This window comes from Tepidibacter sp., assembly GCF_025210165.1.
Lineage (GTDB): Bacteria > Bacillota > Clostridia > Peptostreptococcales > Peptostreptococcaceae > Tepidibacter_A.
The window spans coordinates 40,823-63,481 of record NZ_JAOASI010000039.1; the positions used below are offsets into that span (position 1 = coordinate 40,823).

General features: G+C 25.8%; 25 protein-coding genes. 13 read left to right on the forward strand and 12 right to left on the reverse strand.

The genetic code is table 11. From position 1 onward, the window contains the following. Positions 1-35: 35 nt before the first annotated feature. From N4A48_RS06335 to pdxR, 3 genes are read right to left on the reverse strand one after another with little or no spacing between them, the layout of a single operon-like run. Positions 36-494: a chemotaxis protein CheW gene (locus tag N4A48_RS06335; protein ID WP_293665007.1), complete on the reverse strand. Its 459-nt coding sequence runs from the start codon at positions 492-494 to the stop codon at positions 36-38. A gap of 20 nt (positions 495-514) precedes the next feature. Continuing rightward, positions 515-685 (reverse strand): DUF896 domain-containing protein, encoded by a 171-nt coding sequence (locus N4A48_RS06340; protein ID WP_293665008.1) that lies wholly within the window; start codon positions 683-685, stop codon positions 515-517. A gap of 15 nt (positions 686-700) precedes the next feature. Further along, the gene (pdxR, locus tag N4A48_RS06345) at positions 701-2,125 is read right to left on the reverse strand and encodes a MocR-like pyridoxine biosynthesis transcription factor PdxR (protein ID WP_293665009.1); all 1,425 of its coding nucleotides are present in this window, start codon (positions 2,123-2,125) and stop codon (positions 701-703) included. 229 nt (positions 2,126-2,354) lie between these two features. Here pdxR and N4A48_RS06350 point away from each other — a divergent pair, with 229 nt between their 5' ends. The 3 genes from N4A48_RS06350 (at position 2,355) to N4A48_RS06360 (ending at position 4,143) form a co-directional block, all read left to right on the forward strand. Beyond that, a complete protein-coding gene (locus tag N4A48_RS06350; protein ID WP_293665010.1) occupies positions 2,355-2,816 on the forward strand; it encodes a hypothetical protein in 462 nt (153 codons plus the stop codon). 143 nt (positions 2,817-2,959) lie between these two features. After that, positions 2,960-3,529 (forward strand): hypothetical protein, encoded by a 570-nt coding sequence (locus N4A48_RS06355; RefSeq protein WP_293665011.1) that lies wholly within the window; start codon positions 2,960-2,962, stop codon positions 3,527-3,529. Between the two features lie 77 nt (positions 3,530-3,606). Beyond that, on the forward strand, positions 3,607-4,143 hold the full coding sequence (locus N4A48_RS06360) for a hypothetical protein (RefSeq protein WP_293665012.1): 537 nt from the start codon (positions 3,607-3,609) through the stop codon (positions 4,141-4,143). A 134-nt stretch (positions 4,144-4,277) separates the two neighbouring features. On the opposite strand, the gene N4A48_RS06365 is transcribed toward N4A48_RS06360, so the two are convergent. After that, positions 4,278-5,465: a clostripain-related cysteine peptidase gene (locus tag N4A48_RS06365; RefSeq protein ID WP_293665013.1), complete on the reverse strand. Its 1,188-nt coding sequence runs from the start codon at positions 5,463-5,465 to the stop codon at positions 4,278-4,280. A 125-nt stretch (positions 5,466-5,590) separates the two neighbouring features. Then, entirely contained in the window at positions 5,591-5,755 is a 165-nt protein-coding gene (locus tag N4A48_RS06370) for a hypothetical protein (RefSeq protein ID WP_293665014.1), read from the reverse strand. 362 nt (positions 5,756-6,117) lie between these two features. Here N4A48_RS06370 and N4A48_RS06375 point away from each other — a divergent pair, with 362 nt between their 5' ends. The 4 genes from N4A48_RS06375 (at position 6,118) to N4A48_RS06390 (ending at position 9,825) form a co-directional block, all read left to right on the forward strand. Beyond that, entirely contained in the window at positions 6,118-6,780 is a 663-nt protein-coding gene (locus tag N4A48_RS06375; protein WP_293665015.1) for a DUF4489 domain-containing protein, read from the forward strand. Positions 6,781-6,944: 164 nt separating this feature from the next. After that, positions 6,945-7,463 carry a DUF4489 domain-containing protein gene (locus N4A48_RS06380; RefSeq protein WP_293665016.1) on the forward strand — a complete coding sequence of 173 codons (519 nt, stop codon included), beginning with the start codon at positions 6,945-6,947 and terminating at the stop codon, positions 7,461-7,463. Between the two features lie 187 nt (positions 7,464-7,650). Further along, complete coding sequence (locus N4A48_RS06385) at positions 7,651-9,198, forward strand: DUF4489 domain-containing protein (protein WP_293665017.1); 1,548 nt, start codon at positions 7,651-7,653, stop codon at positions 9,196-9,198. Between the two features lie 108 nt (positions 9,199-9,306). Beyond that, positions 9,307-9,825, forward strand: a complete 519-nt coding sequence (locus N4A48_RS06390; RefSeq protein WP_293665018.1) for a hypothetical protein — start codon at positions 9,307-9,309, stop codon at positions 9,823-9,825. Positions 9,826-9,852: 27 nt separating this feature from the next. Here the strand turns inward: N4A48_RS06390 and N4A48_RS06395 are convergent, their stop codons facing one another. Then, the gene (locus tag N4A48_RS06395; protein ID WP_293665019.1) at positions 9,853-10,887 is read right to left on the reverse strand and encodes a hypothetical protein; all 1,035 of its coding nucleotides are present in this window, start codon (positions 10,885-10,887) and stop codon (positions 9,853-9,855) included. Positions 10,888-11,109: 222 nt separating this feature from the next. Here N4A48_RS06395 and N4A48_RS06400 point away from each other — a divergent pair, with 222 nt between their 5' ends. After that, complete coding sequence (locus N4A48_RS06400) at positions 11,110-11,994, forward strand: hypothetical protein (RefSeq protein WP_293665020.1); 885 nt, start codon at positions 11,110-11,112, stop codon at positions 11,992-11,994. Positions 11,995-12,009: 15 nt separating this feature from the next. Here the strand turns inward: N4A48_RS06400 and N4A48_RS06405 are convergent, their stop codons facing one another. The 4 genes from N4A48_RS06405 to N4A48_RS06420 form a co-directional block, all read right to left on the reverse strand. Beyond that, on the reverse strand, positions 12,010-13,296 hold the full coding sequence (locus N4A48_RS06405) for a hypothetical protein (protein WP_293665021.1): 1,287 nt from the start codon (positions 13,294-13,296) through the stop codon (positions 12,010-12,012). A gap of 29 nt (positions 13,297-13,325) precedes the next feature. After that, positions 13,326-14,741, reverse strand: coding sequence for a hypothetical protein (locus N4A48_RS06410; RefSeq protein WP_293665023.1), 1,416 nt, complete (start codon positions 14,739-14,741; stop codon positions 13,326-13,328). A gap of 113 nt (positions 14,742-14,854) precedes the next feature. Continuing rightward, positions 14,855-15,979, reverse strand: a complete 1,125-nt coding sequence (locus N4A48_RS06415; RefSeq protein ID WP_293665024.1) for a glycosyltransferase family 4 protein — start codon at positions 15,977-15,979, stop codon at positions 14,855-14,857. Between the two features lie 12 nt (positions 15,980-15,991). Then, positions 15,992-16,741 carry a hypothetical protein gene (locus tag N4A48_RS06420; RefSeq protein WP_293665025.1) on the reverse strand — a complete coding sequence of 250 codons (750 nt, stop codon included), beginning with the start codon at positions 16,739-16,741 and terminating at the stop codon, positions 15,992-15,994. A gap of 113 nt (positions 16,742-16,854) precedes the next feature. Here N4A48_RS06420 and N4A48_RS06425 point away from each other — a divergent pair, with 113 nt between their 5' ends. The 5 genes from N4A48_RS06425 to N4A48_RS06445 all read left to right on the forward strand — a co-directional run bounded on the left by N4A48_RS06425 (position 16,855) and on the right by N4A48_RS06445 (position 21,423). Then, a complete protein-coding gene (locus N4A48_RS06425; RefSeq protein ID WP_293665026.1) occupies positions 16,855-17,241 on the forward strand; it encodes a carboxypeptidase regulatory-like domain-containing protein in 387 nt (128 codons plus the stop codon). Positions 17,242-17,356: 115 nt separating this feature from the next. Next, the gene (locus tag N4A48_RS06430) at positions 17,357-18,679 is read left to right on the forward strand and encodes an oligosaccharide flippase family protein (RefSeq protein WP_293665027.1); all 1,323 of its coding nucleotides are present in this window, start codon (positions 17,357-17,359) and stop codon (positions 18,677-18,679) included. A gap of 54 nt (positions 18,680-18,733) precedes the next feature. After that, positions 18,734-19,408: a uracil-DNA glycosylase gene (locus N4A48_RS06435; protein ID WP_293665028.1), complete on the forward strand. Its 675-nt coding sequence runs from the start codon at positions 18,734-18,736 to the stop codon at positions 19,406-19,408. A gap of 105 nt (positions 19,409-19,513) precedes the next feature. Next, positions 19,514-19,990 carry an SPOCS domain-containing protein gene (locus N4A48_RS06440; protein WP_293665029.1) on the forward strand — a complete coding sequence of 159 codons (477 nt, stop codon included), beginning with the start codon at positions 19,514-19,516 and terminating at the stop codon, positions 19,988-19,990. 17 nt (positions 19,991-20,007) lie between these two features. Beyond that, entirely contained in the window at positions 20,008-21,423 is a 1,416-nt protein-coding gene (locus N4A48_RS06445; protein WP_293665030.1) for a TolB family protein, read from the forward strand. Positions 21,424-21,487: 64 nt separating this feature from the next. On the opposite strand, the gene N4A48_RS06450 is transcribed toward N4A48_RS06445, so the two are convergent. Further along, a complete protein-coding gene (locus N4A48_RS06450; protein WP_293665031.1) occupies positions 21,488-22,072 on the reverse strand; it encodes a hypothetical protein in 585 nt (194 codons plus the stop codon). Positions 22,073-22,097: 25 nt separating this feature from the next. Then, positions 22,098-22,571 carry an SPOCS domain-containing protein gene (locus N4A48_RS06455; RefSeq protein ID WP_293665033.1) on the reverse strand — a complete coding sequence of 158 codons (474 nt, stop codon included), beginning with the start codon at positions 22,569-22,571 and terminating at the stop codon, positions 22,098-22,100. Between the last annotated feature and the right edge of the window lie 88 nt (positions 22,572-22,659).

Genomic DNA, 22,659 nt, shown 5'->3' on the forward strand with positions numbered 1-22,659 from the left:
AAAAGATTACCAGATGGCAACCTTTTATTTGTCGTCTAAAATTCTATACTGTTTATACTATTCTTTTCATCCTCATCTAGAACATCTTCAAAATTTAATATTATTATCATTCTTGAATCAACTTTTCCAATACCTTCAATATATTCTTTATCAGATCCTGCTATTATTTCTGGAGCTGGTTCTATATTCGTATCCTCAATAGATATCACCTGAGAAGCATCATCTACTAAAAATCCAATCATTCTACCCTCTATATTAGCTACAATTATTCTAGATATTTCACCAAATTCTATACCTTCTGCTAAATGGAATCTCTTCTTTAAGTTTATTATAGGAGTTACATCTCCCCTTATATTTATAATCCCATCTACAAAATCAGGAGTGTTTGGAACTTTAGTAATTTCCTTAACTTCACTGACCTCTTTAACTTTCATTATGTCTACTCCATACTCTTCATCATTAAGTTTGAAAATAACATATTTTTTCTCAGCCATAAATATCCCCCTCTAATATACTAATCTACAACTTCTATACACTCTAGTTTTTCTCTGAAATCTTTTCTAAAGTTTTCTATATATTCTTTTCTTAAATTTTGTTGTTCTCTTTTTTCTTCGTCATTTAAACCTTCTGCTTTAGCTTTTTTTGCTAAATAATTTATTCTGTCTATTTTTTCCTTAGATAACATTTTAGCACCTCTTTCTTATGAAAATATCCTACTATTTTTGAAATCAATATTGTTTTTATACTTCAACAAAAAATCATCTAATTTTTCATCTATTATACCTATTCCTTTTTCTATTTGTTCACAATTTGTAGACGCTATATTGATTCTAAAAAATCTATCCTCTATAGGATTATCAAAAAAATAGTTACCAGGCATAATAGAAACACCATATGGTATCAAATAATTCCTAAAATCAATTGAAGAGTATCCTTTTGGAAGAGACATAAAAAAGTTAATCCCTCCAGTTGGCTTATTACATTCTATTCTAAAAGATAACTTAGTTTCTATTAAATCAATAGTTCTATCAAATCTTATTTTATACGTTTGCTCTACATTTTTCAAATGATTTTTGAAATCATAATACTTTATATAATAGTACAATGATTTTTGAACCAAACTTGATGTAACTATATCACTTGAATATTTAGCCAAAATCACCTTATTTAAGATTCCTATAGGTATATCCATAAAACCCACTCTAAGACCTGGCATCAATATTTTAGAAAAACTCTTTATATATATAACTCTATTAGAATGATCATATGATCTTAATGTATTATTGTCTTCTGAATAAAACTTAAAATCACTTAAAAAATCATCTTCTAATATATAAAAATCATATTCATTAGCAAGTTCTATAAGCTTCTTCTTTTTCTGCTTAGAATATGATATTCCTGTTGGATTTTGATAATTTGGCATAACATATAATAATTTAGGCCTTATTTTTTCTAACTTTAACTTTAGAATACCAATATCCATTCCATCGCTTAATAATGGGACCTGCATTATTTTAGCTCCCTTATTTTTAAATATTTCTAAAGCTCCACTATACGTAGGTTCTTCACAAAATATAACATCTCCATAGTTAATAAGTGTTTTACAAATAACATCTATCCCTTGCTGCGCACCAGATATTATCTGTATTGTAGATGAATCTGTACATATATTTAGATTTTTTAAATAATCACATATAGAATTTCTAAGACCTAGATACCCAAGACCTTCATCATATTCAAATAAAGATGGTCCTTCATTTTGAAGAGCCATATTTATAGCTTTCTTAAAATTCTCAATAGGGAATATATCTGTAGATGGATTACCTACATCAAATCCTATTATTTTATCATCTGTAATAGAAGATGATTGGCTATATTTTTTAATCTCTGCTACATAGCTTCCACTTCCTACTATCTTATATATATATCCTTCATTCTCTAACAGTTCATATGCTTTTACTATAGTAGATGTATTGACACCCAATAAGCTTGAAATTTTCCTTATTGGTGGTAATTTCTCATTCTTTGTAATCTCTTCATTTTCTATCATATTTTTAATATTTTTATATATCTGAACATACTTAGAAATATTATTTGTAACTATATCAAACTTGTATTTTGTCATATATATCACCAATTTTATTATATCAAAATTTATTATATCTGAATACTACATTAAAGTAACCTAATCCCTATTTAAATAACAAAAATAATTCAATGAGCATATTATATAACTATATTTATCATATATAAAATAAAAATCATACTCTATTATTGTGTATAATTTTTAAAATTTATATTAAAGAAAGGAGGAGGGTACTATTAATCCTTATGAATTATTAAAAACTGAATATATGCTTTGTGGGGAAGTTTTTAAATTTGAGCATGAGAGCAAAGATGTTAAAGTTAACAGTCCATTTAGCTCCTCTGCTAATATTGATGGTAACATTTATATTCATACTTTAAAATGTTGTATTGTAAATCCTCCACAAAATAATAAATTGCAAGTTGATGCTGAGTTTTTAGTAAGAGAGGATCTTACTATAAGTGAAGGATCCGATTTAAAAATACCTTTAGAATATCTTTTTAGAATAAATGAGAGATTTACATTTAATAAGTGTGAACTTCATAACATTCACTGCTTTAATAGTCTAAAATGTGAAGTTGTATGCATTTGTGGTGAAAATGACATGCATTTAAATTCGGATAATCACACAATTACTCAAAAACTTAAGATTTGTTTAAAGATTAAGATTTTTAAGGATAACAAAATAATTCTGGATCTACAATGTCCAAAGTTTCCTAGCTGTACATAAGATACCTTTTTTACTTTTCATCTCATATATATCAAATTTTATTGAACAAACATATACTATATAACAAAAGATAATAGTTAAAAATAAGATTTTTCTTAAAAAGATTGTGATATATATTTTATTACGAAAGGAGATATCTAATTATGAGTTGTGGATGTTGTGAATTAATAAAAACAAAAAGAGTTATGTGTGAAGAGGAAGTTACTTTTCCTGGTTCATTTCCATTATGCCCTATTACAGTTGCTAATGACCCTGATGATACTACTGATCAATTTACAGTAGATCCTGATGTTGAAGGAACTAGTAATATTTTATGTACAGGATGCGATTTAGAAGTAAACGGTTGTGTGATTACAGTCACAGTTAAAGGATTTTTATTAGATGAAAAACTTACTTTAGTAGGGACAGGAGATGATATGGGTCTAACTCAAGAGGTTGATATACCTATAGCACGTATATGCGAGCAACACACATTTACGTTAGGCAAGTGTAAAATAAGTGATGCATGTAAAGAAAATCTACAGTGTCAATTATTCTCTATAACTGCAGAAAATGCAGCAACAGCAACACTCTCAGGAACTGGAAACAATGAAATTACGATTACTCAGACAATATCAAATATCCAATTAACAATAAAAATTAATCAAGAAGTGCAGTTGCTAGTTCAACTATGCTCAAACACAGGCGGAAGAGTTACTATTAATCCAACATAAGGAGTACTAAAATGCTGTTGATATAAATCATACTTTATTATGATATCTAAATATATTAATCAGAAAGGAGATTTACTATGGCAAATAGCGTTACACTTCCTCCTGTACCACCTGCTACAGGAGGGTATACTATAGCCTTTATAAGTGCTGTTTGTAACCCTGATGGCACTCAAACTTGGACATATGAGACATCAATTACAGGTGTTCCTCCTACATCTGGGTCAGAAATAAGTAACTTTGTTTTTAGATTATGCTCAGATCCTAGGCATGAGGTTATTTCTTATTCTCAACCTGATGGTGTAGGCCCAGTAGAAACAGGTAGTTTTATATCTTGTTTCGACTTTCCACCGGGACCTCCTGACCCGACTATTAATGCAATTAAATGGGATGGAGTTAATAATAATAATTTTTCAGGAACTTATACATTTACCCTTAGTGACTGTTTTGAACAAACAGATATAAGTGTTGCTGTAAAAACAGGCGGTGGCTCTGCCAGTCCAACCACCTGTTTATATGGTTTAATAACAGGACCTAGTTGTTTACCATTGCAAACACAAAAGCCATCTAGAGGAACTCCATTTTCTAAGGAAGAAAAAATAACTGCTATTTATTAAAAATAATAAAAAGGTGATTTATGTAAATTACATAAATCACCTTTTTACATTGAAAAACTATTTTAAAATTATAAAGAATGAATAATTTCGATAGAAAAATCTATATGTTATATTACACAATTATTCCATATTTCTTATTCTAACTTCCAGTTTTTATTCTTAATTAAATTAATTAATATTAGTTCTTTATCATCTTCATTTAGTGATGGATTCATCATTGAAATGATTTCATATATAGCTTTATAAGATATCTTTATAGACTTTAACTCTAAATTTATGTTATCAATACTTTTTTTATTACTTACTAAATACGACCATTTGTTATTTTGATTAAAGCTTAATTTATAATAAGAGTATAATTCATTAAAATCTTTTGAAACTTGAGTCATAAGATTTATTAATCCTAAATTATTGTTAATTGTTTTAGAGTGAATAACAATAGATTTCATACTATCTCGTATATCTTTTATAATACTGTACCACGGATACTCAGTATCTAAATAAAAGAATATTTCATAAGGCTTTAACTCCTTATTTTTATTATCTAAATAACAATTAGCTAATTCATTAAATAAATTCTTTATTTTTTCAAACTTAGTATTATTAACTTCAAAAGCTACTAAATTGTAATTTAAATTATTAATAATTTTCTTTATTATATAATCTGTATTATTATCTTCTAACAAATGTATCATGCTATCATAAGGAAGTCCTTGAATAGGACCTTCTCCTATATATGTTAATATGCTTTGTACAGAGTAATCTTTATCTTTCCCAAATTCATATATTATTTCAAGTAGATTAAAATAGCACATATCTATAACTAAAATATCTATTTTTTTATTTACTTCTTTACATGCTTTATCAATTACAATATTTATTTCAGGAATCCCCATCATATAAGGGAACTCTTGACTATAATCTGCTAATGCACCCTTTAGTACAGAGCCATGACCTCCAATCACTAGCATATATTTTTCAGATGAACAATTATTAATACCCCATTTTATAAAATCATATAAACACATAGGATCTGCCATATTTATTTTTCCTAGCTCTGCAATTAATGTATTATTTTCTTTTGAGAAAAAATAACGTCTTACTCCCACCCATTTATCCTCTGATTCATGTAAAATATCCGTTGGTCTCAGGAGTTTAACAATTTCCCATTCTTCTCTTCCAATCTGAACTAATACATTTATATTCTCACTTATATTCATACTATTAATATCTAACATAGCTTGTCGTATTTCAGGCTCAATATCATTATTTCCATTTATATAAATTAGGACAGTCCAACCTTTTTGAATACGTTTTTTCATAGTATATACTCCTTTATCTATAAAAAATCTCTTATATATACTATTCATATTGCATAAAAAGAATACAAAAAGCCTTTATTTCTGTTATAATTTCAGAAATAAAGGCTCTTCATACTAATCTTTTATTATCCCTCTTGAATAAATGACCTTTCATATATTTCACAAGTATCATTTGTACATCTATCTCCTACGCAATGTATACAAGTCATTACTCTACACTTTCTATTTTCTTTTTCAAATTTATCTATGTCAACAATGTTGGTATTTGTAGCATTAGTTAATTCATTCATTAATACCCCTCCTTTTTCTCTATCCCTTTTGCAATTTTATTATATCATCAATTCATTTGTTTGTCAATTGAATTCTCCATTTCTTTTTATTCATTTTCATCATATACACCCTGCTTATTAAGTGTAATTTTGCAAGTATCATTGTATACATTTCAAAAATAAGTTTTTTTATATTATATGTAACCTTATTTGCGAATTGGAATATATTGTTATAGGAAAAGTAAAAGATATTATTACTATAGTATCTTTTACTAAAAGAAGAAGATAATAGTTTATCACACCATACCTTCTTCTATCATAAAATATATTAGGTTTCTAATACGACTTAGAAATCAGTAAAAATAAAAGGGGGATTTTTATTTATGTCAACTTACTGTAATAACTATAAAAAAGATAATTGTGATTGTTACGATAAGAAATATGATGGTTACGATAAAAAGAAGCATGATTATTATGATAAAAAATTAGATTGTGATCCTTGTGATTATCACGATAAAAAGAAAGGTAAAAACTGTAACGCAATTTTAGAGTGTGGAAGAACATTCGATCCGAGCTTACCAACAACGGCCTTTAATGCACTAGATACTACTACAGGTGATCAACCAATAAGACTAGCTGAAGTTACTGTAGATGCAAGATGTTTGTGTGTTCCTTGTGTGAAAATAGAATATTCATCTATCATAGAATCTGACCCTGGCGATCTTACAAATGCAGATCTATTTCTTACATTTAGGTTAGTTAGAAAGTGTAAAGGAGAAGATAGTGAAGAAATATTACGTACATGGAACTTTAGAAGATTAAGCGCTGTTACTAGTGGTAATGTTGAACTTTCTACTATAGATACTTTTACAGTTACACACTGTGAATGCTTAGACTGTTGTGATAAAGGAAAATGTTGTACCTATACTTTACAATTAGTTAGAGCTAGTAATAATAATCTTGCTAGCCCTTCTGCACCTACTTCATACAATATTACTGAAAAAGATATCTCAGCAATAGCAGGTTACTCTGCTTGTAGACAATAAAAAAAGTTGATGGCTAAGCCATCAACTTTTTTTATTTGTGATTAAAATATATAATCACGATATATAATCACTAGAATATATTGTAATTAAAAGAAAGTATAAATATAAATTAATACCTTCTTTTTATTAAAAATTATCAAATCATAAGAAGGAGGCTATTTCTGATGGCAGAATATTATAATCAATATAAATTTAAATGTGACACTTATGATAAAAACACAAATTGCATTCCAATTTTAGAATGCGGAAAAATATTCGATCCAAATCTACCTTCTACACTTAGTACTAACAATACTCCAGTAAAACTAGCTGAGGTTACTATTGATACAAGATGCTTATCTAAGCCCTGTGTAAAGATCGAATATTCTTCCATTATAACCACACTAGCTCTTTCAGGATCTAGCAATACATTAAGTTTAAAATTTAGATTGTCAAAAAAATGTAAAGATGAAGAAGAAATCACATTAAAAGAATGGGATTTTAAAAAGTCTAGTATGGATTCAGGTGAAGAAGATATAAAATCATTTACCGTTATCTTTTGCGAATGTCTTGATTGCCTTGATAAAGAGTGCTTCACTTATATAATGCAACTAGTTGAAGTTATTCCTAGTAATGCTAATGAAGTAACATATAAGATTAACGATAAGGATATCTTAGCATTAGGAGTTTGTAAAGGACATTAGTTATGGTTTAAGCTGATAGTTTTGCTATCAGCTTTTTATTTTTTATTAAATAATATATAGCACAAATATGTACAATATGTTTTTGATATTTAATTAGAACATCACAACTAGTCTACATATCTCATAAATTATATTAAGCTTCTAATCTACTTAGAGGTTAATATAATTTAAGGAGAATGATATATATATGTCAACATATTATAAAAAAGATACTTGTGATAAAAAGAAAAAAAAAGATTGCAACCTAACTTTAAAGTGTGGAGAAATATTTGATCCAGATTTACCACCTATATTTGATGCTGATCCAAATAATCCAATAATGCAACCTATTAAACTTGCTTCCGTTACTATTGATACTCAATCTTTACGCAAACAATGTGTAGTAAGTATTGAATATTCTTCTATTATTAATCTTGTAGGTGTTGGTGAGAGTGATAACGAGGGTGAATCTATAACTCTAAACTTTAGGTTAATTAAAGAGTTCAAAAACAAAAAAACAGAAATATTACAGGAATGGGAATATACAGAATCTAATATTGAAGAACAAATTGCTAATGAAAAAAGATCCAAAGAGTCCTTTACAGTAACTTTTTGCGAATGTTTAGATTACTTAGATAGTGATTTTTGTACCTATACTATGCAACTAGTTAGAGCCACTCCTTTCCTCGATGTTAATAATGATACTCCTACAATTTTATATAGTATTACTAACAAAAACATTTTAGCAATTTCATCTTGTAATAATTCCTTACAATGTGGAAAGTCATTTAATAGAAGTTTACCTCCTATACTTGACGACTCCAATAATCCTAATATGTCACCAGTAAAATTAGCTTGTGTTGCTGTAGATACTAGAGCTTTACGTAATGCTTGTGTAAATATTAAGTATTCTTCTATTATTAATCTTTTAGCTAATAATGCTCCAGGCGATGACTCTTCTCCAAATGTTAGTATACTTCTAAGATTTAGATTAATTAGAGAGTGTAAGAATAAAAAAACAAAAGTATTGCAAGAATGGGAGTATATGGAGTCTGATATTGAGGACAATATCGGTGAAAGAGAATATAAAGATTCCTTTACAATTAATTTTTGCGAGTGTTTAGATTGTTTAGATAGTGATTGTTGTATATATACTATTCAACTAGTTAAAGCTAATCCTTCCCTTCTTGATGATGGTAGTGTTGGAGTTTTATATAATATTAATAATAAAAATATTTCAGCAGTTATTTCTTCTGAAAATCATATACAATGTGGAAAAGAATTTAATCGTTCTTTACCGCCTAGACTTAATGATGACCCCGATAATTCAACAATGCCACCAGTAAAGCTAGCTTGTGTTAAAGTTGATACTCGATCTTTATGTAATCCGTGTGTGAATATTGAATATTCTTCTATTATTAATGCTATAGCTGCTGTTGTTTCCAGTTCTCCAAATGTTGATATAGAACTAAGATTCAGGTTGATTAGGGAGTGCAAAAATAAAGAAACAGAAATATTACAAGAATGGGAATATATTGAATCTAACCATGAAGATACTGATAATGAAAGAGAATCTAAAGAATCATTCACAATAACCTTTTGCGAATGTTTAGGTTGCTTGGACAGTGATTGTTGCACATATACTATGGAATTAATTAAAGCTGCTCCTTCTATTCTTGATGATGGTAGCCTTGGAATGTTATATAACATTACCAATAAAAATATTTCAGCAATAGTAACTTGTAAACCTCACTAGTTGTAAATTTTCTCCTAAAATATGTAACTCATTTTCATGAATTTAATATAATAATATTGCATGTAATTAATTTTACATGAAAACAATTTTGGAAGGGGTATAAATAATATGATAAATAATTATGAGTATTTAGATGAAAATATGGTTGATATTGATGTAACTAATAATGATGATTCTATAAGAGCAGATGTAGACGTATCTATGAGTAGATCTATGCAATCTACAGATTATGATGGTTGCCACGGTTTTAAAAAAGACTGTGAACATATAGAGGGAAATGTAATTGAAGTAGATGTTAAAAAAGATGATTGTGAAATAAGAGCAGATGTAAAGGTAGATAGAAGAAGAACTGTAAGATTATGGGGTCAAGTAAAAGATTGTGATAGAAAACCTGTAAAATGTGCATTAGTTAAATTAGTTAAAGTAACCTATAAACACGGTAAAGTAGAAATCGAGGGAGTAGCTCATACCGTAACTGACTGTATGGGATTTTACCAATTTGATATCTGCACACCAAAAAAAGAAGAGAAATTTAAAGTTATAATTAGTAAGCCAGCTATAGGAAAAGAAAGAGAAATAAAAAGAGAAAAATGCGATCCTTGTAAAAAAGACTGTGATTGTATTTAATTAAATATAAAAAAGATGGGTTAATAATCAGCCCATCTTTTTTATGTTTTTAAACCCAATGAAAGACATTTTATTCGTTCCAAAAGTAGTGTTTAATTTAAATTGATTCAAATCTTCAATATTATTTGTTCTAAATTTATATATAATAAATTTATTTTTTATACTCTCAGAATCCATTCTAGGGTCACTCCAAGTCTTTCCATTATCAAAAGAATATGAGCTGTATATATTATTCATTTGAGTCCATACATTCCATAATACATCCCCTGTTTTTATAAATGTAGGAAAAGAGCAGTTAGATAATTCTGATATATTTATTATATTAGATATACTAAATATATCTTCATCAAAATAACCCTTAGTATATTTTATTAATAAATTATTATTGACAAACTCAGACCATGTAATATGATAGTCATTTTTTTCATTTAAAACATTTAAGTATAATTTTTTATTATTTGTATTAGTTATTTGAATAGGCTTATCCCATGATTTATTAACATTATTAAACTCACTTAAAAATATTTGCTCAACTCCATTGATAGTATTTATATAAAAAATATTCAAATCATTTTCATTCGATACAACTTCAAAAGTATTTAGCATAGGATATGACAAAACAAAGTCAACATTATTTTGTATCCATTCTTTTCCATCGAAATAATGACTGTATATTGCCCAAGTTTTATTGTTTCTAATATCTTGTAAATAATAAATTATATGTAGATTTGAACCTGATTTATTTATATAAGGATATATTAGTAAGTATTTTTGATAATCATAGTCAAATAATTCACTTAATTTAATATTATTATCTTTATCTGTATGAATATATAATACGTTTCCACTTTCCGTAATAGCAACTCCGTATATTTTATCTTCTTTATCAATTTCAATACTCAATTTATCATAAATCACATTATCTATTATTTCATTTGAAGTGTCCCATCCACTTTCAGATTTAAATTTCCTTAGAAATAATTTTTTGTTTTTAACATAAAAATTTAGTATATCACCATCTGCGTTCCTTATTAATGTTTCACTATAATTTACAAATCCCATATTCACCCCACCTTAGTTAATTCTATATATTATATTAAAATATATGATTTTAATATAATATATAGCACATATAGAACGGTTCCTTTTTAATTTTCATATACTAATACAGAGATAAGAACTGCTCTAGTAAATAATGTAACCATCTAAATTTAAAAGCATATACTGAAATTAGAATAGTACTTATTCAGGTTTTTTAGTTAATATAAAGGAGGTAAAAACATTATGACATGTGGAACTCACGAGGACAAGAAAATATATAATAATGATGTTAATACAAGACCTACAGGCCCTTGTTGTAAAGCTAATTCATCATGCTGTACTCCAGAAAGATATGATCCAAAAAAAATAACTGCAGAATGTATATTTGTAGAAAAAGTATATGATTCAAAGATAATCAAAAAAGAATTGGACTTAGTAATATCAGAAAGATTTGACCCAGGTTTTCCAACTGAAGGAATAGTAGGCTTTGATGATGTATCTGTATCTTGCTCTAGTAAAGGACTTAAAGTTATACCTAAGACGATATCTGTAAATGGAATAACAGAGTTTCCACCACCTATACCTGGACCCGGTGGAATAGAACAGCTTGATTTATCTTTTATAGATACTTCTGAATGCGATGAACGTAGACGTCACGTAGGTACTCCAATAATTATAGAACAAGACATAGAAGTTTGTGGATTTGCTAGAATAACAATTTCCGGTAAAGCATTATTCACAAATGGAAAATGTAGAGAATTCACTTCTACATTTGATGTTCCAGTAGATAATTCTCTAACTGGATTTGCACAATTATGCATACCTTCAACAGAAGCAGCTTTCCCACCATCTTTAGCAGAATTTTGTGCTGCATTATGTAAAGTTATTCTTCCAGCTGGAACAAGAAGCTTATCAGTAGTTGATGGCGATATACAAGTATATGCTGCTTTAGTTATATGTATAAAATGTGAAAAGAAAGTTAAACTTCCTGTTCAACTATGCGTATTATCTACAGGATTCTGTGAGCCAGAAGAACAATCTGGATTATGTGGCGTAGATTTTCCAGATTTATTCCCTAGACAAATAGATAGAAAGGAAATGTGCGATTCACATGGTTGTGATTGTTAATAAAAAAGGAGGCATTTAGCCTTCTTTTTTATCATTGAAATATTTACCTATTTTTTGTAAAAGTGTTTCATTATTTTTTGGACTAATTGGTTCTTCTATATCACATCTAAAAAAATTAACATCATCTATAATTTTTTCTAAATCTTCATCAATATCTTCTTCATTATTATTACTTTCATCTATAATTTCTTTATCATATGAATTATTTTCATCAAATTCAAGGCTTTCTTTTTCTTCACTCTCATTGTTTTCATCTACTAATTCTTCATCATATGAATTATTCTCTTCTATTTTTGTACAAAATAATAGATTATCATCTATACCTGCTAAAGATATTTCATTATATTTAACATTGCCAAAAGTATTAATATATTTTAAAAGTTTTGTATTTTTATATTCTTTTCCTATATAATGAATATTACACATACTATCGTACTTAAATTTTTTATCTTCTATCCAACTCATCCCAAAATCATCAGAATATTTACAATATAAATATTCTTCATTTTTCCATATGATATATAATTTTGTATCTACTTCAAATATAAGCGAATTAATATCTTCTATTTCTTTAACTATTATATTTTTACTCCATTTATCGTAATTTGATATATCTCCTGAATTATTGACTGTATGTGTTGTTGTTGTATTATTTTTATAAATTAAGTTTATATTATAATTATTATCTATATAAAAGTTTATTATATCTATATCATTCACACTGCATTCAATTATTTTTAGTTCTTTCCACGTTTTAGATGATAACTCAAAAATTCTTAAATACACTTCTTTCTCTTCTTTAAATAATAAAAATATATCTCCATGCGGATGATAATCAACAAAGTATGCCTTAATTTCGGTATCTAAGAGCTCAACTGTTTCTAAATAATTAACTTTCCATTTATCGTCATATATATAATGAACTACGTTTGCTAAATTTTTATTTATAACATTTCTAAAAGAATAGAATACATGAATTACTTTCTCTATAATTATTATATCTAAATAATCAATACTATTTAGTTCAGGGTCGTATTCTTCTATAATAGTTTTTTTCCATTTATCATTTGAATAAACAAAATAATAGAATTCACCATTGTATGTTACGCATATTAAGTGTATATGATTTTCACTGTCTATATTAATATCATAATTTTTTACATCATCTATAAGCTTTGTTTCTTCTTCACATATATCGCAATTAATTATTTTATAATAAATGGAATTATCTTTTATATAAAAATTCCATATACCTTCATTTTTTCTATCTATAAGTTTATACTCATTTTTATTTATCTTCATAAATACCCCCCAATGATACATTTTTTAAATTATTTTTTCTTAAAATAGTCTATTATTTTTTCAAATATCTTTGGTTTATTTTTTTTATTAAAATTAACTTCAATATCACTACTATCTAATAAATCATTAATTTTTTTATTTAAATCACTATAACTATCTCTAATTTCTGAAAATCCTTTTAACATCCTCATTTCTTTTTCCCTTAAATTTTTGATTTCATAATGTAAGTCTAAAATTTCATCTTTAATTTCTTTTTTATTTTCTTCTAATAGCTCTGATATTTCAGTTTTTCTTTCAAAGTACACTTTTATATCCTCACTGTAGCTTTTTAAACTAGTTTTTATGCTTATCTCTTCTAAACTTGCAGCACTTTCTAAATTAATGTTTTCATACGGCTTTACATAATTATTTTTATTTATTTTTGTTTTTTCATATATTATTTCATCTACTCCTATTAGATAATTCTTATATTTATCCACTGAGTACCCAAAGGGCATTTTCAAAATACTATAATTATTGTATTCATCTCCAATATATACAATAGAATTTAAATTATGTTCTTTTTTTATTTGAATTAAGTCTACATCACTCCATGAACTTTCTCCAATTTTAGTAGAAGTAAAATAGAATTTATTATTTTCTTTCCAAAACAACTTAATGTAATCGTCTAACTGAATTAAAAATTGATCACTAAAATATCCTTTTGCTTCTTGAGAGATTTTTAATTCTTCCCAATTTGAAATTAAATGTTCATTTATTTTTTTTCTATAATAACTAAATCTAATATCTTGTTTTTGTTTACTAGAAAATATTATATTAATAAAATCATTTGTATCATATAAAATACTCATATGAGTAACATCTATGTTTCTAGGGCTTAATCTTTCACGAATACTCCATCTATTGTATTCAAAATTAAGCATTCTATAAAAAATATTATTTTTATCATTATTATTCAAGCTATAAATCAAATGAATATTTCCTTTTTTATCACATTCAGTTTTAAAAGATATATATTTATCATTTGATTCACATATTTTATAGCTTTTAAGTATATTTTTTCTTATTGAATAATGAATTAAATTATACATTTTATTTTCAACTCTATTAGATATTAATATATTTAAAATATCTTTATTAACATATAATTTCATATCTTCAAATTCATTTAATTTTGTATTTAAATTAGCTACTACTTCTTTTTTGAAACTATTCTTTTTATTTATAAAATGAATTAGTTTTCCCCAAAAATCAATACATACTATATGAATTACACCTAAGCTATCAAATGCTACAGAAAAGTCTTTTATATTATCTACTAAAACTTTTCTATTATTTTTATTATCACTTTTTATAATTTCTACATATAATACATTACTATCTAAATAAAAAATATATTTATTTTGGTTTATATTTATTAAATATTTATTTTTTTGTGTAGTCACATTTTATCCCCCCCATAACTACTCAATATTATTATATTTATATTCACAAAGTTTTATAAATACTAATAGTTTTTGTAAATGTTATAGTTCCAAAATAATATGAGTCAATTGCATTATGCAATTGACTCATATACATTAACAAGCTTTTTATTAGAAGTATCCCATTTATATTTTTGAGATTGTATTTTTCCTTTATTCTCTATATCGTTTCTATATTCTTCATTATTAACAGTTTCTAATATAACATCCTTTATAATTGATATGTCATTTTTGTTTATAAGTATTGAGTCTTTTCCTAATACTTCTTCAAAAGAAGACGTTTTGCTACATATCACTGCTTTCTTGCATGACATGGCTTCAATAGAAGATAAAGGAAATCCTTCATAATCAGATAAATTTAAAACAGCAGCAGATGAATTATAAAAATAAGGCATATCTTTATAGTCTACAAGTCCAGTAAAAATAACAGAATCCTCGATAAATAAATCTTTAACTAACTTTTTAAGGTTTAAATAATATTCTTCTCTCTTTTCATTATTCTTTCCAACAATTAAAAGCTTTAAATCTTTATTGTATTTTTTAACTTTTTTAAATGCTTTAATTAATTTATCCAAGTTTTTTCTTTTGTGAATACTTCCTGAGTAAAGCAAAAAATCATCTTTTATATTGTATTTATCTTTTAAAAATGATTTACTTTTTTCTTTTTCAATAGGCCTAAATATATTTGAACAACCAGGATATATTACTTCAATTTTAGATTCACAATTTTTAAAATGATTTGTAAGTTCCTTCTTTACAAAATCTGAAACAGCAATAATCTTATCTGATTTTTCTACTGAATTAGGAAATATATCGTTAAATTTCATTAAATATTTTTTATCCACATATTCTGAGTCCGTTAATGCTATAAGATCATGAACTGTAATAACCTGCTTACAGTTTTTATTAAAAGGTATGCTAAAACCATTATTAGGAGAATGGTATATATTTATATTATTATTTTTTATATATTCTTCAATATTGCTATAATTATTTTTTATCCTATTCAAATTCAAATTAGCATAATTAATATTTTTATACTTTTCCCACCTTGATATGATTTCATTGTTCTCCCAAATAAGCTCATATTTAGGTTGAGGGTATATTTCAAACAGATTATTTAACAATTCAAAGTTATAAGAATATAGTCCTGTTCCATGTAAATGATTAACAGCTAATGAGTCTATACATATTTTCATTTTTTCACCTCTCTATAAATATTCTTCATCAATGTCAATTGATTTATAATCTTCATCTTCTTTATCAGTTTCAATTTCAATTAATTCTTCATCAGTGTCAATTGATTCATCTTCTTCATATTCTTCTTTTGATATTGACATTTCCTTTAAAATTTCTTGATCCGGTTTATAATTAAAATTTTCTTTAAATTCAATATTAAACCTTTCGTCAACATCAACTTTAATATTTTCTTTAAATCCACAAACACTAATTTCTTTATTACTGTTAGTATTTCTACCTTCTAGTATATACTCTGTATTATTATTTATATTTCTACCTTCTACTGTATAATCTACATCTAGTAAATATACTGTATAACTATGTATCTTCCTAATCGATATTAAATCAAAATACGCATCCATAATATGAATATTTATATTATTAAGATTAGCATTATTAGGTAATTCAACAAATGTATTATATGGTGTATTTATATATATAATATTTGCTTTTTCAACATCTCCATTTTCAGTATACATAATCTTATATTTTTTTACTCCATCAATCACAATGGTTTTTCCTAAAGGAGTATTAATAGTTCTAGTTGAACTAATATCTATATCAATCATAATTTCATATATATTCTTTACTCCTGACTTATCTCTTGGTATAAATATAGTTTCCGTATCAGAATACTGTATTATTTGTCCATTTACTTTACTTGGTAATTTATCTTCTTGTGTTATTCCCTTAATATTAATAAAGTTTCTAACAATACCCATATCATCATCTCCCCTTTAATTAATATATTATTTTTTATTTGACTTTTATTCATATTTTTAAAAAAGTAATAATATTATTATTTTGAGTTTACTTTAAGGAGGTTTTATATTATATGGGAGCTAGATTAGTTAAATTTGGATTTAAACCAAGAGAAAATGAGCAAATAGAAGCTGTAGTAAAAGTAGGAGAAGAAAAAAGAAGTGTAATTCATGGAATAGTAAAGGATTATAAAGGTAAAGTAGTAAAAGATGCTGTTGTTAAATTATTCGAAGTAGTTTATCCACCTTGCGGATTAAAACCTATAACTCATGCTTTTACAGATGAGTGCGGACAATTTATATTCGGTCCTCTTTGCCCTAATAAAAATTATGTAGTCAAAGTATGGTTTAATGATGTGAAAATCAGAGAATTAATTATTGAACCTGATTGTGATGACTCTTGTAATCATAAAAAAGATGATAAATTTTTAGATGATTTTGAAGAAGAAGAAAAATTATAAGTTTCTTATAGAATAGAATGAGGGGGTACTAAAAAAGTGCCTCCTCATTTTATTTTGATTTAGATAGGTTATAAAACTCTAGTCTAAAGAATATATTTGAAGAGGAGGTGATAAATTGAAAGTTCCAAATCTCATATATTCAACAACTATACTTTTTTTATCAAACTTTATAGTTAGAATAATAGGCTTTTTATATAAAATATTTTTATCAAAACATATAGGTGCAAATGGACTTGGTATTTTCCATATGATTTTTCATTTTTTAATGCTTTGTGTATGCTTAACAACAACAGGTATACCCGTTGCACTAAACAGTATGGTTTCAAAAGAAAAGAAAATGAATAATAAGCATAATATGAATTCGCTTTTTATTTCTACACTGTATTTATCTTTCTTCATATCTATATTAATATCATTAATAGTATTTTTAAATTCAAAATTTATTGGATTTAAATTACTGCACTCTGCTGATTCTCAAATGCTAATAATCTGCATACTACCAGCAATATCGTTAATTACAGTATCAAACATACTAAGAAATTACTATTACGGCATAAAAAAAGTTCAAATTCCAGCAATAGGCCAAATATTAGAACAGCTAAGTAGAATACTATTTGTAGTTTTATTATTTTCATTTACAAAGAATAAATCTATATATCCTCTAATAGCACTAATCGGTATATCAATCGGAGAAATAGTAAATATCATATTTATAATTATAAACTTATTCTTTGAGCCTACTCTATCTAATAATTATTCTATTACACTTGATGATTTTAAAAATAGTATTAATAAAATAACTAAAATGGCTGTTCCTATAACATTTAATAGAGTTTTCACAGTAGCAATTCAATCTATTAGTTCTATATTAATACCTAGCAGACTTGAACTTAGTGGGCTCTCTCATTCACAATCTTTATCACTTTATGGAACTGTTACAGGTATGGTATTTCCATTTTTATTTTTACCATTTACTTTAACATCTGCACTAGTTGTAAATTTAATTCCAAGCATTTCTCAGGAAATACCTCATAAAAACTACAGCTTAATAAATAAAAAAATATTTTTCGCTATCTTCTTAACTTCATGTATAGGATTTTCTTCTAGTTTAATATATTTTTTCTTTGGCGAAAAAATATGTATGTTAGTATTCAATAATAAGCTTGCTGGAATATACCTAAAAGCAATTTCTATAAGTACTTTCTTTATGGTGTTAAATCACACTCTATCAGGTATACTTCATTCTATTGAAAAAGAATATAATGCAACAATCAATAATATAATCGGATTATCAGTTCAACTATTTTGCATATATTTCTTATTGCCTATTAGCTCTATAAACATATATGGATTTATATATGGATTTACTTTGTCTGGAGTTATAATATTCACACTTCATATAATTACACTTTATAACACTCAAAGAAGGTGGCGTTAAAACCACCTTCTTTAAATGTATATTATTATGTTATAATTTATTGAGGTGATTTATATGCAAATATTGAAAAACGATTGGCAGAATCTATTAAAAGATGAGTTTGAACAAGATTATTATTTAAAACTTAGAAGTTTTTTAGTAGATGAATATAAAACAAAAACTATATATCCAGATATGTACGATATATTTAACGCATTACACTATACTCAGTATAAAGATGTAAAAGTTATTATACTAGGTCAAGACCCATATCATGGCCCTGATCAAGCACACGGTTTAAGCTTTTCCGTAAAGCCAAATGTAGCTATTCCCCCTTCACTTAAAAACATATACAAGGAACTTAATAGTGATTTAGGATGTTATATTCCTAATAATGGATATTTAAAGAAATGGGCAGATCAAGGAGTTATGCTTCTTAACACTGTACTTACAGTTAGAGCTTCACAAGCTAACTCTCACAAAAACATTGGATGGGAACATTTTACCGATAAGATAATCAATCTATTAAACGATAGAGACGATCCTATTGTTTTCATACTATGGGGAAAAAATGCTCAATCGAAAATTAAAATAATAAAAAATCCACAACACTTTATAATAAAGTCAGTTCATCCAAGTCCACTCTCTGCACATAGAGGCTTCTTTGGAAGCAAACCTTTTTCTAAAGCTAACGAATTTCTAATTTCGATAGGAAAAGAACCTGTAGACTGGCAAATTGAAAATCTATAAAACTTCTATCAAATACCCCCAAGTAGAATTCTACTTGGGGTATTCTAATTTTAATTAATATTGAATATATATTTATATAATAATTAAATTTGAAAGGAGATATATATGAATTCAGAACTAGATAATATTGTACAAACTTTCGGTATTTCACAAACTTTCCCCTCATACTCAAATACATTTAAGCAGCTTCATACACAAAAAATATCTTATATAGATGATTCTTTACCCGATATATACAAATTTTTAAGAACCTCTGCATCCTTAGAAATATTAAATTCAAAAATAATTAGTAGTTCTAAAGGAATTTCAAGTGAAGGACAGATTTTAACAGGTAATCAGTTAATAGTTAATGGTAATATTAATCAAACTCTTGAGTATATAGCAAATGACATAGATAAATCTATTCAAGCAACAGAGTTTATTATACCATTCTCAACTTACATAATTTTAAACAAGCAATTCTTATATGATTCAAAATTAAAAATAGTACCTTATATTGAAGATATCTACATAAACCAGATTTCTAAAAGAAAGTTTTTTATAAGTATTATGTCAATTATAAATGTTAATTACTTATTATAATAATTTGGAGGTTCACAATGGATAAACGCGATTTTTTCTCACTAGTTTCTTCTCAAGAAACGATTAATTTAGCAGAAAATATGCCCGATATAAAAGAATTTATATCTATTATTATAGAGCCTAATATTATACATTCAAAAATCATAAATACTATTAGTGGCATTTCTGATGAGGGACAACACTTGTATGGTAAAAAAATGGTACTTCATATTAAATTAAAGCAAAAACTACTATATCTATCAGATACTCAGGACTATTCTATACATACAATTGAAAATGAATATTTACAAAGTACATATATTGTAATTCCTCCTTCTATAGAGGGTTCGTCTATAGAGGATTTACTTAAATTTAACTACTTAAAGAATAATATTAAAATACAAGATTTCACAATAAAATTGATTAATAATCGATGTATATATAAAAATGTATTTTTATATATACATACACATTTTATTCCATCATATGAATTGATCTACTCTTTACATAATAAATCCACTGAAAGTAATATATTTATATCTTATTCTGATTGTTCTAAAGATAAAAAAATAGTATCTTATAATAATAGTAAAAATATAAGACCTACATGGTCTCCTAACGGAGATAAAATCGCATTTCTTTCTAATAAAGAGAATAATAACCTAAAATACATGCTATATATTCACTATATTAAAGACTCTATTATAAGAAAATTAATTACTCCAGATGAAATTCCATCTATTACCAGTTTCTGTTGGACTACAGATGGACAAAACCTTATTTTTTCTGGTTCTTATAGAAATCAAAAAAACTTATTCTATATTGATATTAATACATCTAAGTGTAAACAATTAACATTTGGTAGTAATACTATAAAAAATTATAAACCCAAAGTTTGCCCAACAGAAAAAAAAGTAGCTTTTTTACAGTCCATATCAGGTATTTCAAATTTATGTATTATGAATATAGGCAAAATGAATATAAATAAAATTACTTCATCAGGTTATATAAAAGATTTTAATTGGTCTAAAGATGGTAATTTTATTTCATATATTTATGGGAAAAGTGATATTTGTGATAAAATCTATACATTAAACTTAATAAATTTTGAAACTAAACTATTAAAAATCCCAAAACAAATTATAAAAATAAAAAATATCCAATATTCTAATTGTAATAATTTTATAGCATTTATTGGTTCTGATTTAATTACAGATAATATATATATATACAATATTCCAAAAGATTGTTTTGTGAATTTAACAAATAATATTTTTAATATTAAAATAAATGATTTTATTTGGAAGATAGATTCGTCAAGCATTTATTATTCTGCAAAAGAATTTAAATATTTCAACATTTGCTCTATATCTTTAAGTGATTATTCAAAATATACACTTACAAATACTACTGCTTGTGATATAGAACTAAACTATAGGCCCAAAATAGTATGAGTCAATTGAATTAATTCAATTGACTCATATACATTATTATGCATATTTTCATTTTTTCAACTCCCTATAAATACTCAGCATCAATATCAATTAATTTATTAATTTTATCTTTACTATATTTATCCTTACATATTGATATCTCACTTAAAATTTCTTTATTATAATCAAATTCTTCATTAAGTTCAATATTAATATTTTCACAACTATATTTTGCATCTAATAAATATACACTATGGCAATATATCGTTCTAGAAGATATTAAATCAAAATATGCATCTAAAATATAAACTTTAATATTATTAATTCCAATATCAACCTTATCCTTAGATACTTCAAAAAAAGTATTATATGGAATATTTATATATAAAATATTTGCTTTTTCACAATCTCCATTTTCAGTATAAATAATTTTATATTGTTTCTCTCCATCAACTAAAATGGTTTTTCCTAAAGGAGCATTAATAGTTCTAATGGATTTAACTTTTACATCAACCATAATTTCATATATGCTCTTTGCCTCTGGCTTATTATCAGGTATAATTATAGTTTCTATTTCTGAATGCTGTACTATTTGTCCATTTATTTTATTTGGCAATTCATCCTCAGGACTTACTCCTATTATATTTATAAAATTTCTAACAATTTCCATGCTACCTCCCTTAATTATTATATTATTATTCACGCGTTACATCTATCAATACAGTTATATTTTCAAATATTGTCTTTTTATCTAGCAAAGACAAATAATTATCTTCTATATACCCTGTAACGATAAGTGAATTATCTATTTTATAATCATTAGAAAGAATAATAAAAGTACTGAATGGAGTATTAAAATATGTACCATGTACAATTTTTGTTGGAGTATCAGATGCATATTCAATTTTCTGTTTTATTTTTCCTTCAACTATTAATCCTTTTCCAGTTAGATTTTGACCTTCTATAGATGTTTTTATTGGAGTATCTATTAATTTTTTATTGGTTATAGAAATGTCCAATATGACACTTATAATTTGGTGTATTTCGGGTTTATTTTCAGATAATACTAGATTTTGTTCTATACAGAATTGCTTGAATATTGAAGTATTCTTTGGTAAATTATCAGATATTCCTGATACACTTATTAAATTTTCAACAATACTATTCATTTTATCCTCCTCAAAATTAGATTTGTACTACCTTATAACTAAAAATAGTTTTAGATGTACTTCTTTTAGTAATAAGTATTCAAGAAAA

Bases quoted from the DNA above. Each gene is read 5' to 3' on its own strand.
- N4A48_RS06420 (WP_293665025.1), bottom strand. From the start codon at position 16,741: ATGGGTATTGTTAGAAACTTTATTAATATTAAGGGAATAACACAAGAA.
- N4A48_RS06370 (WP_293665014.1), bottom strand. From the start codon at position 5,755: ATGAATGAATTAACTAATGCTACAAATACCAACATTGTTGACATAGAT.
- N4A48_RS06445 (WP_293665030.1), top strand. From the start codon at position 20,008: ATGGATAAACGCGATTTTTTCTCACTAGTTTCTTCTCAAGAAACGATT.
- N4A48_RS06335 (WP_293665007.1), bottom strand. From the start codon at position 494: ATGGCTGAGAAAAAATATGTTATTTTCAAACTTAATGATGAAGAGTAT.
- N4A48_RS06385 (WP_293665017.1), top strand. From the start codon at position 7,651: ATGTCAACATATTATAAAAAAGATACTTGTGATAAAAAGAAAAAAAAA.
- N4A48_RS06425 (WP_293665026.1), top strand. From the start codon at position 16,855: ATGGGAGCTAGATTAGTTAAATTTGGATTTAAACCAAGAGAAAATGAG.
- N4A48_RS06350 (WP_293665010.1), top strand. From the start codon at position 2,355: ATGCTTTGTGGGGAAGTTTTTAAATTTGAGCATGAGAGCAAAGATGTT.
- N4A48_RS06340 (WP_293665008.1), bottom strand. From the start codon at position 685: ATGTTATCTAAGGAAAAAATAGACAGAATAAATTATTTAGCAAAAAAA.
- N4A48_RS06440 (WP_293665029.1), top strand. From the start codon at position 19,514: ATGAATTCAGAACTAGATAATATTGTACAAACTTTCGGTATTTCACAA.
- N4A48_RS06400 (WP_293665020.1), top strand. From the start codon at position 11,110: ATGACATGTGGAACTCACGAGGACAAGAAAATATATAATAATGATGTT.
- N4A48_RS06435 (WP_293665028.1), top strand. From the start codon at position 18,734: ATGCAAATATTGAAAAACGATTGGCAGAATCTATTAAAAGATGAGTTT.
- N4A48_RS06395 (WP_293665019.1), bottom strand. From the start codon at position 10,887: ATGGGATTTGTAAATTATAGTGAAACATTAATAAGGAACGCAGATGGT.
- N4A48_RS06365 (WP_293665013.1), bottom strand. From the start codon at position 5,465: ATGAAAAAACGTATTCAAAAAGGTTGGACTGTCCTAATTTATATAAAT.
- N4A48_RS06455 (WP_293665033.1), bottom strand. From the start codon at position 22,571: ATGAATAGTATTGTTGAAAATTTAATAAGTGTATCAGGAATATCTGAT.
- N4A48_RS06450 (WP_293665031.1), bottom strand. From the start codon at position 22,072: ATGGAAATTGTTAGAAATTTTATAAATATAATAGGAGTAAGTCCTGAG.
- N4A48_RS06375 (WP_293665015.1), top strand. From the start codon at position 6,118: ATGTCAACTTACTGTAATAACTATAAAAAAGATAATTGTGATTGTTAC.
- N4A48_RS06355 (WP_293665011.1), top strand. From the start codon at position 2,960: ATGAGTTGTGGATGTTGTGAATTAATAAAAACAAAAAGAGTTATGTGT.
- N4A48_RS06360 (WP_293665012.1), top strand. From the start codon at position 3,607: ATGGCAAATAGCGTTACACTTCCTCCTGTACCACCTGCTACAGGAGGG.
- N4A48_RS06415 (WP_293665024.1), bottom strand. From the start codon at position 15,979: ATGAAAATATGTATAGACTCATTAGCTGTTAATCATTTACATGGAACA.
- pdxR (WP_293665009.1), bottom strand. From the start codon at position 2,125: ATGACAAAATACAAGTTTGATATAGTTACAAATAATATTTCTAAGTAT.
- N4A48_RS06380 (WP_293665016.1), top strand. From the start codon at position 6,945: ATGGCAGAATATTATAATCAATATAAATTTAAATGTGACACTTATGAT.
- N4A48_RS06405 (WP_293665021.1), bottom strand. From the start codon at position 13,296: ATGAAGATAAATAAAAATGAGTATAAACTTATAGATAGAAAAAATGAA.
- N4A48_RS06390 (WP_293665018.1), top strand. From the start codon at position 9,307: ATGATAAATAATTATGAGTATTTAGATGAAAATATGGTTGATATTGAT.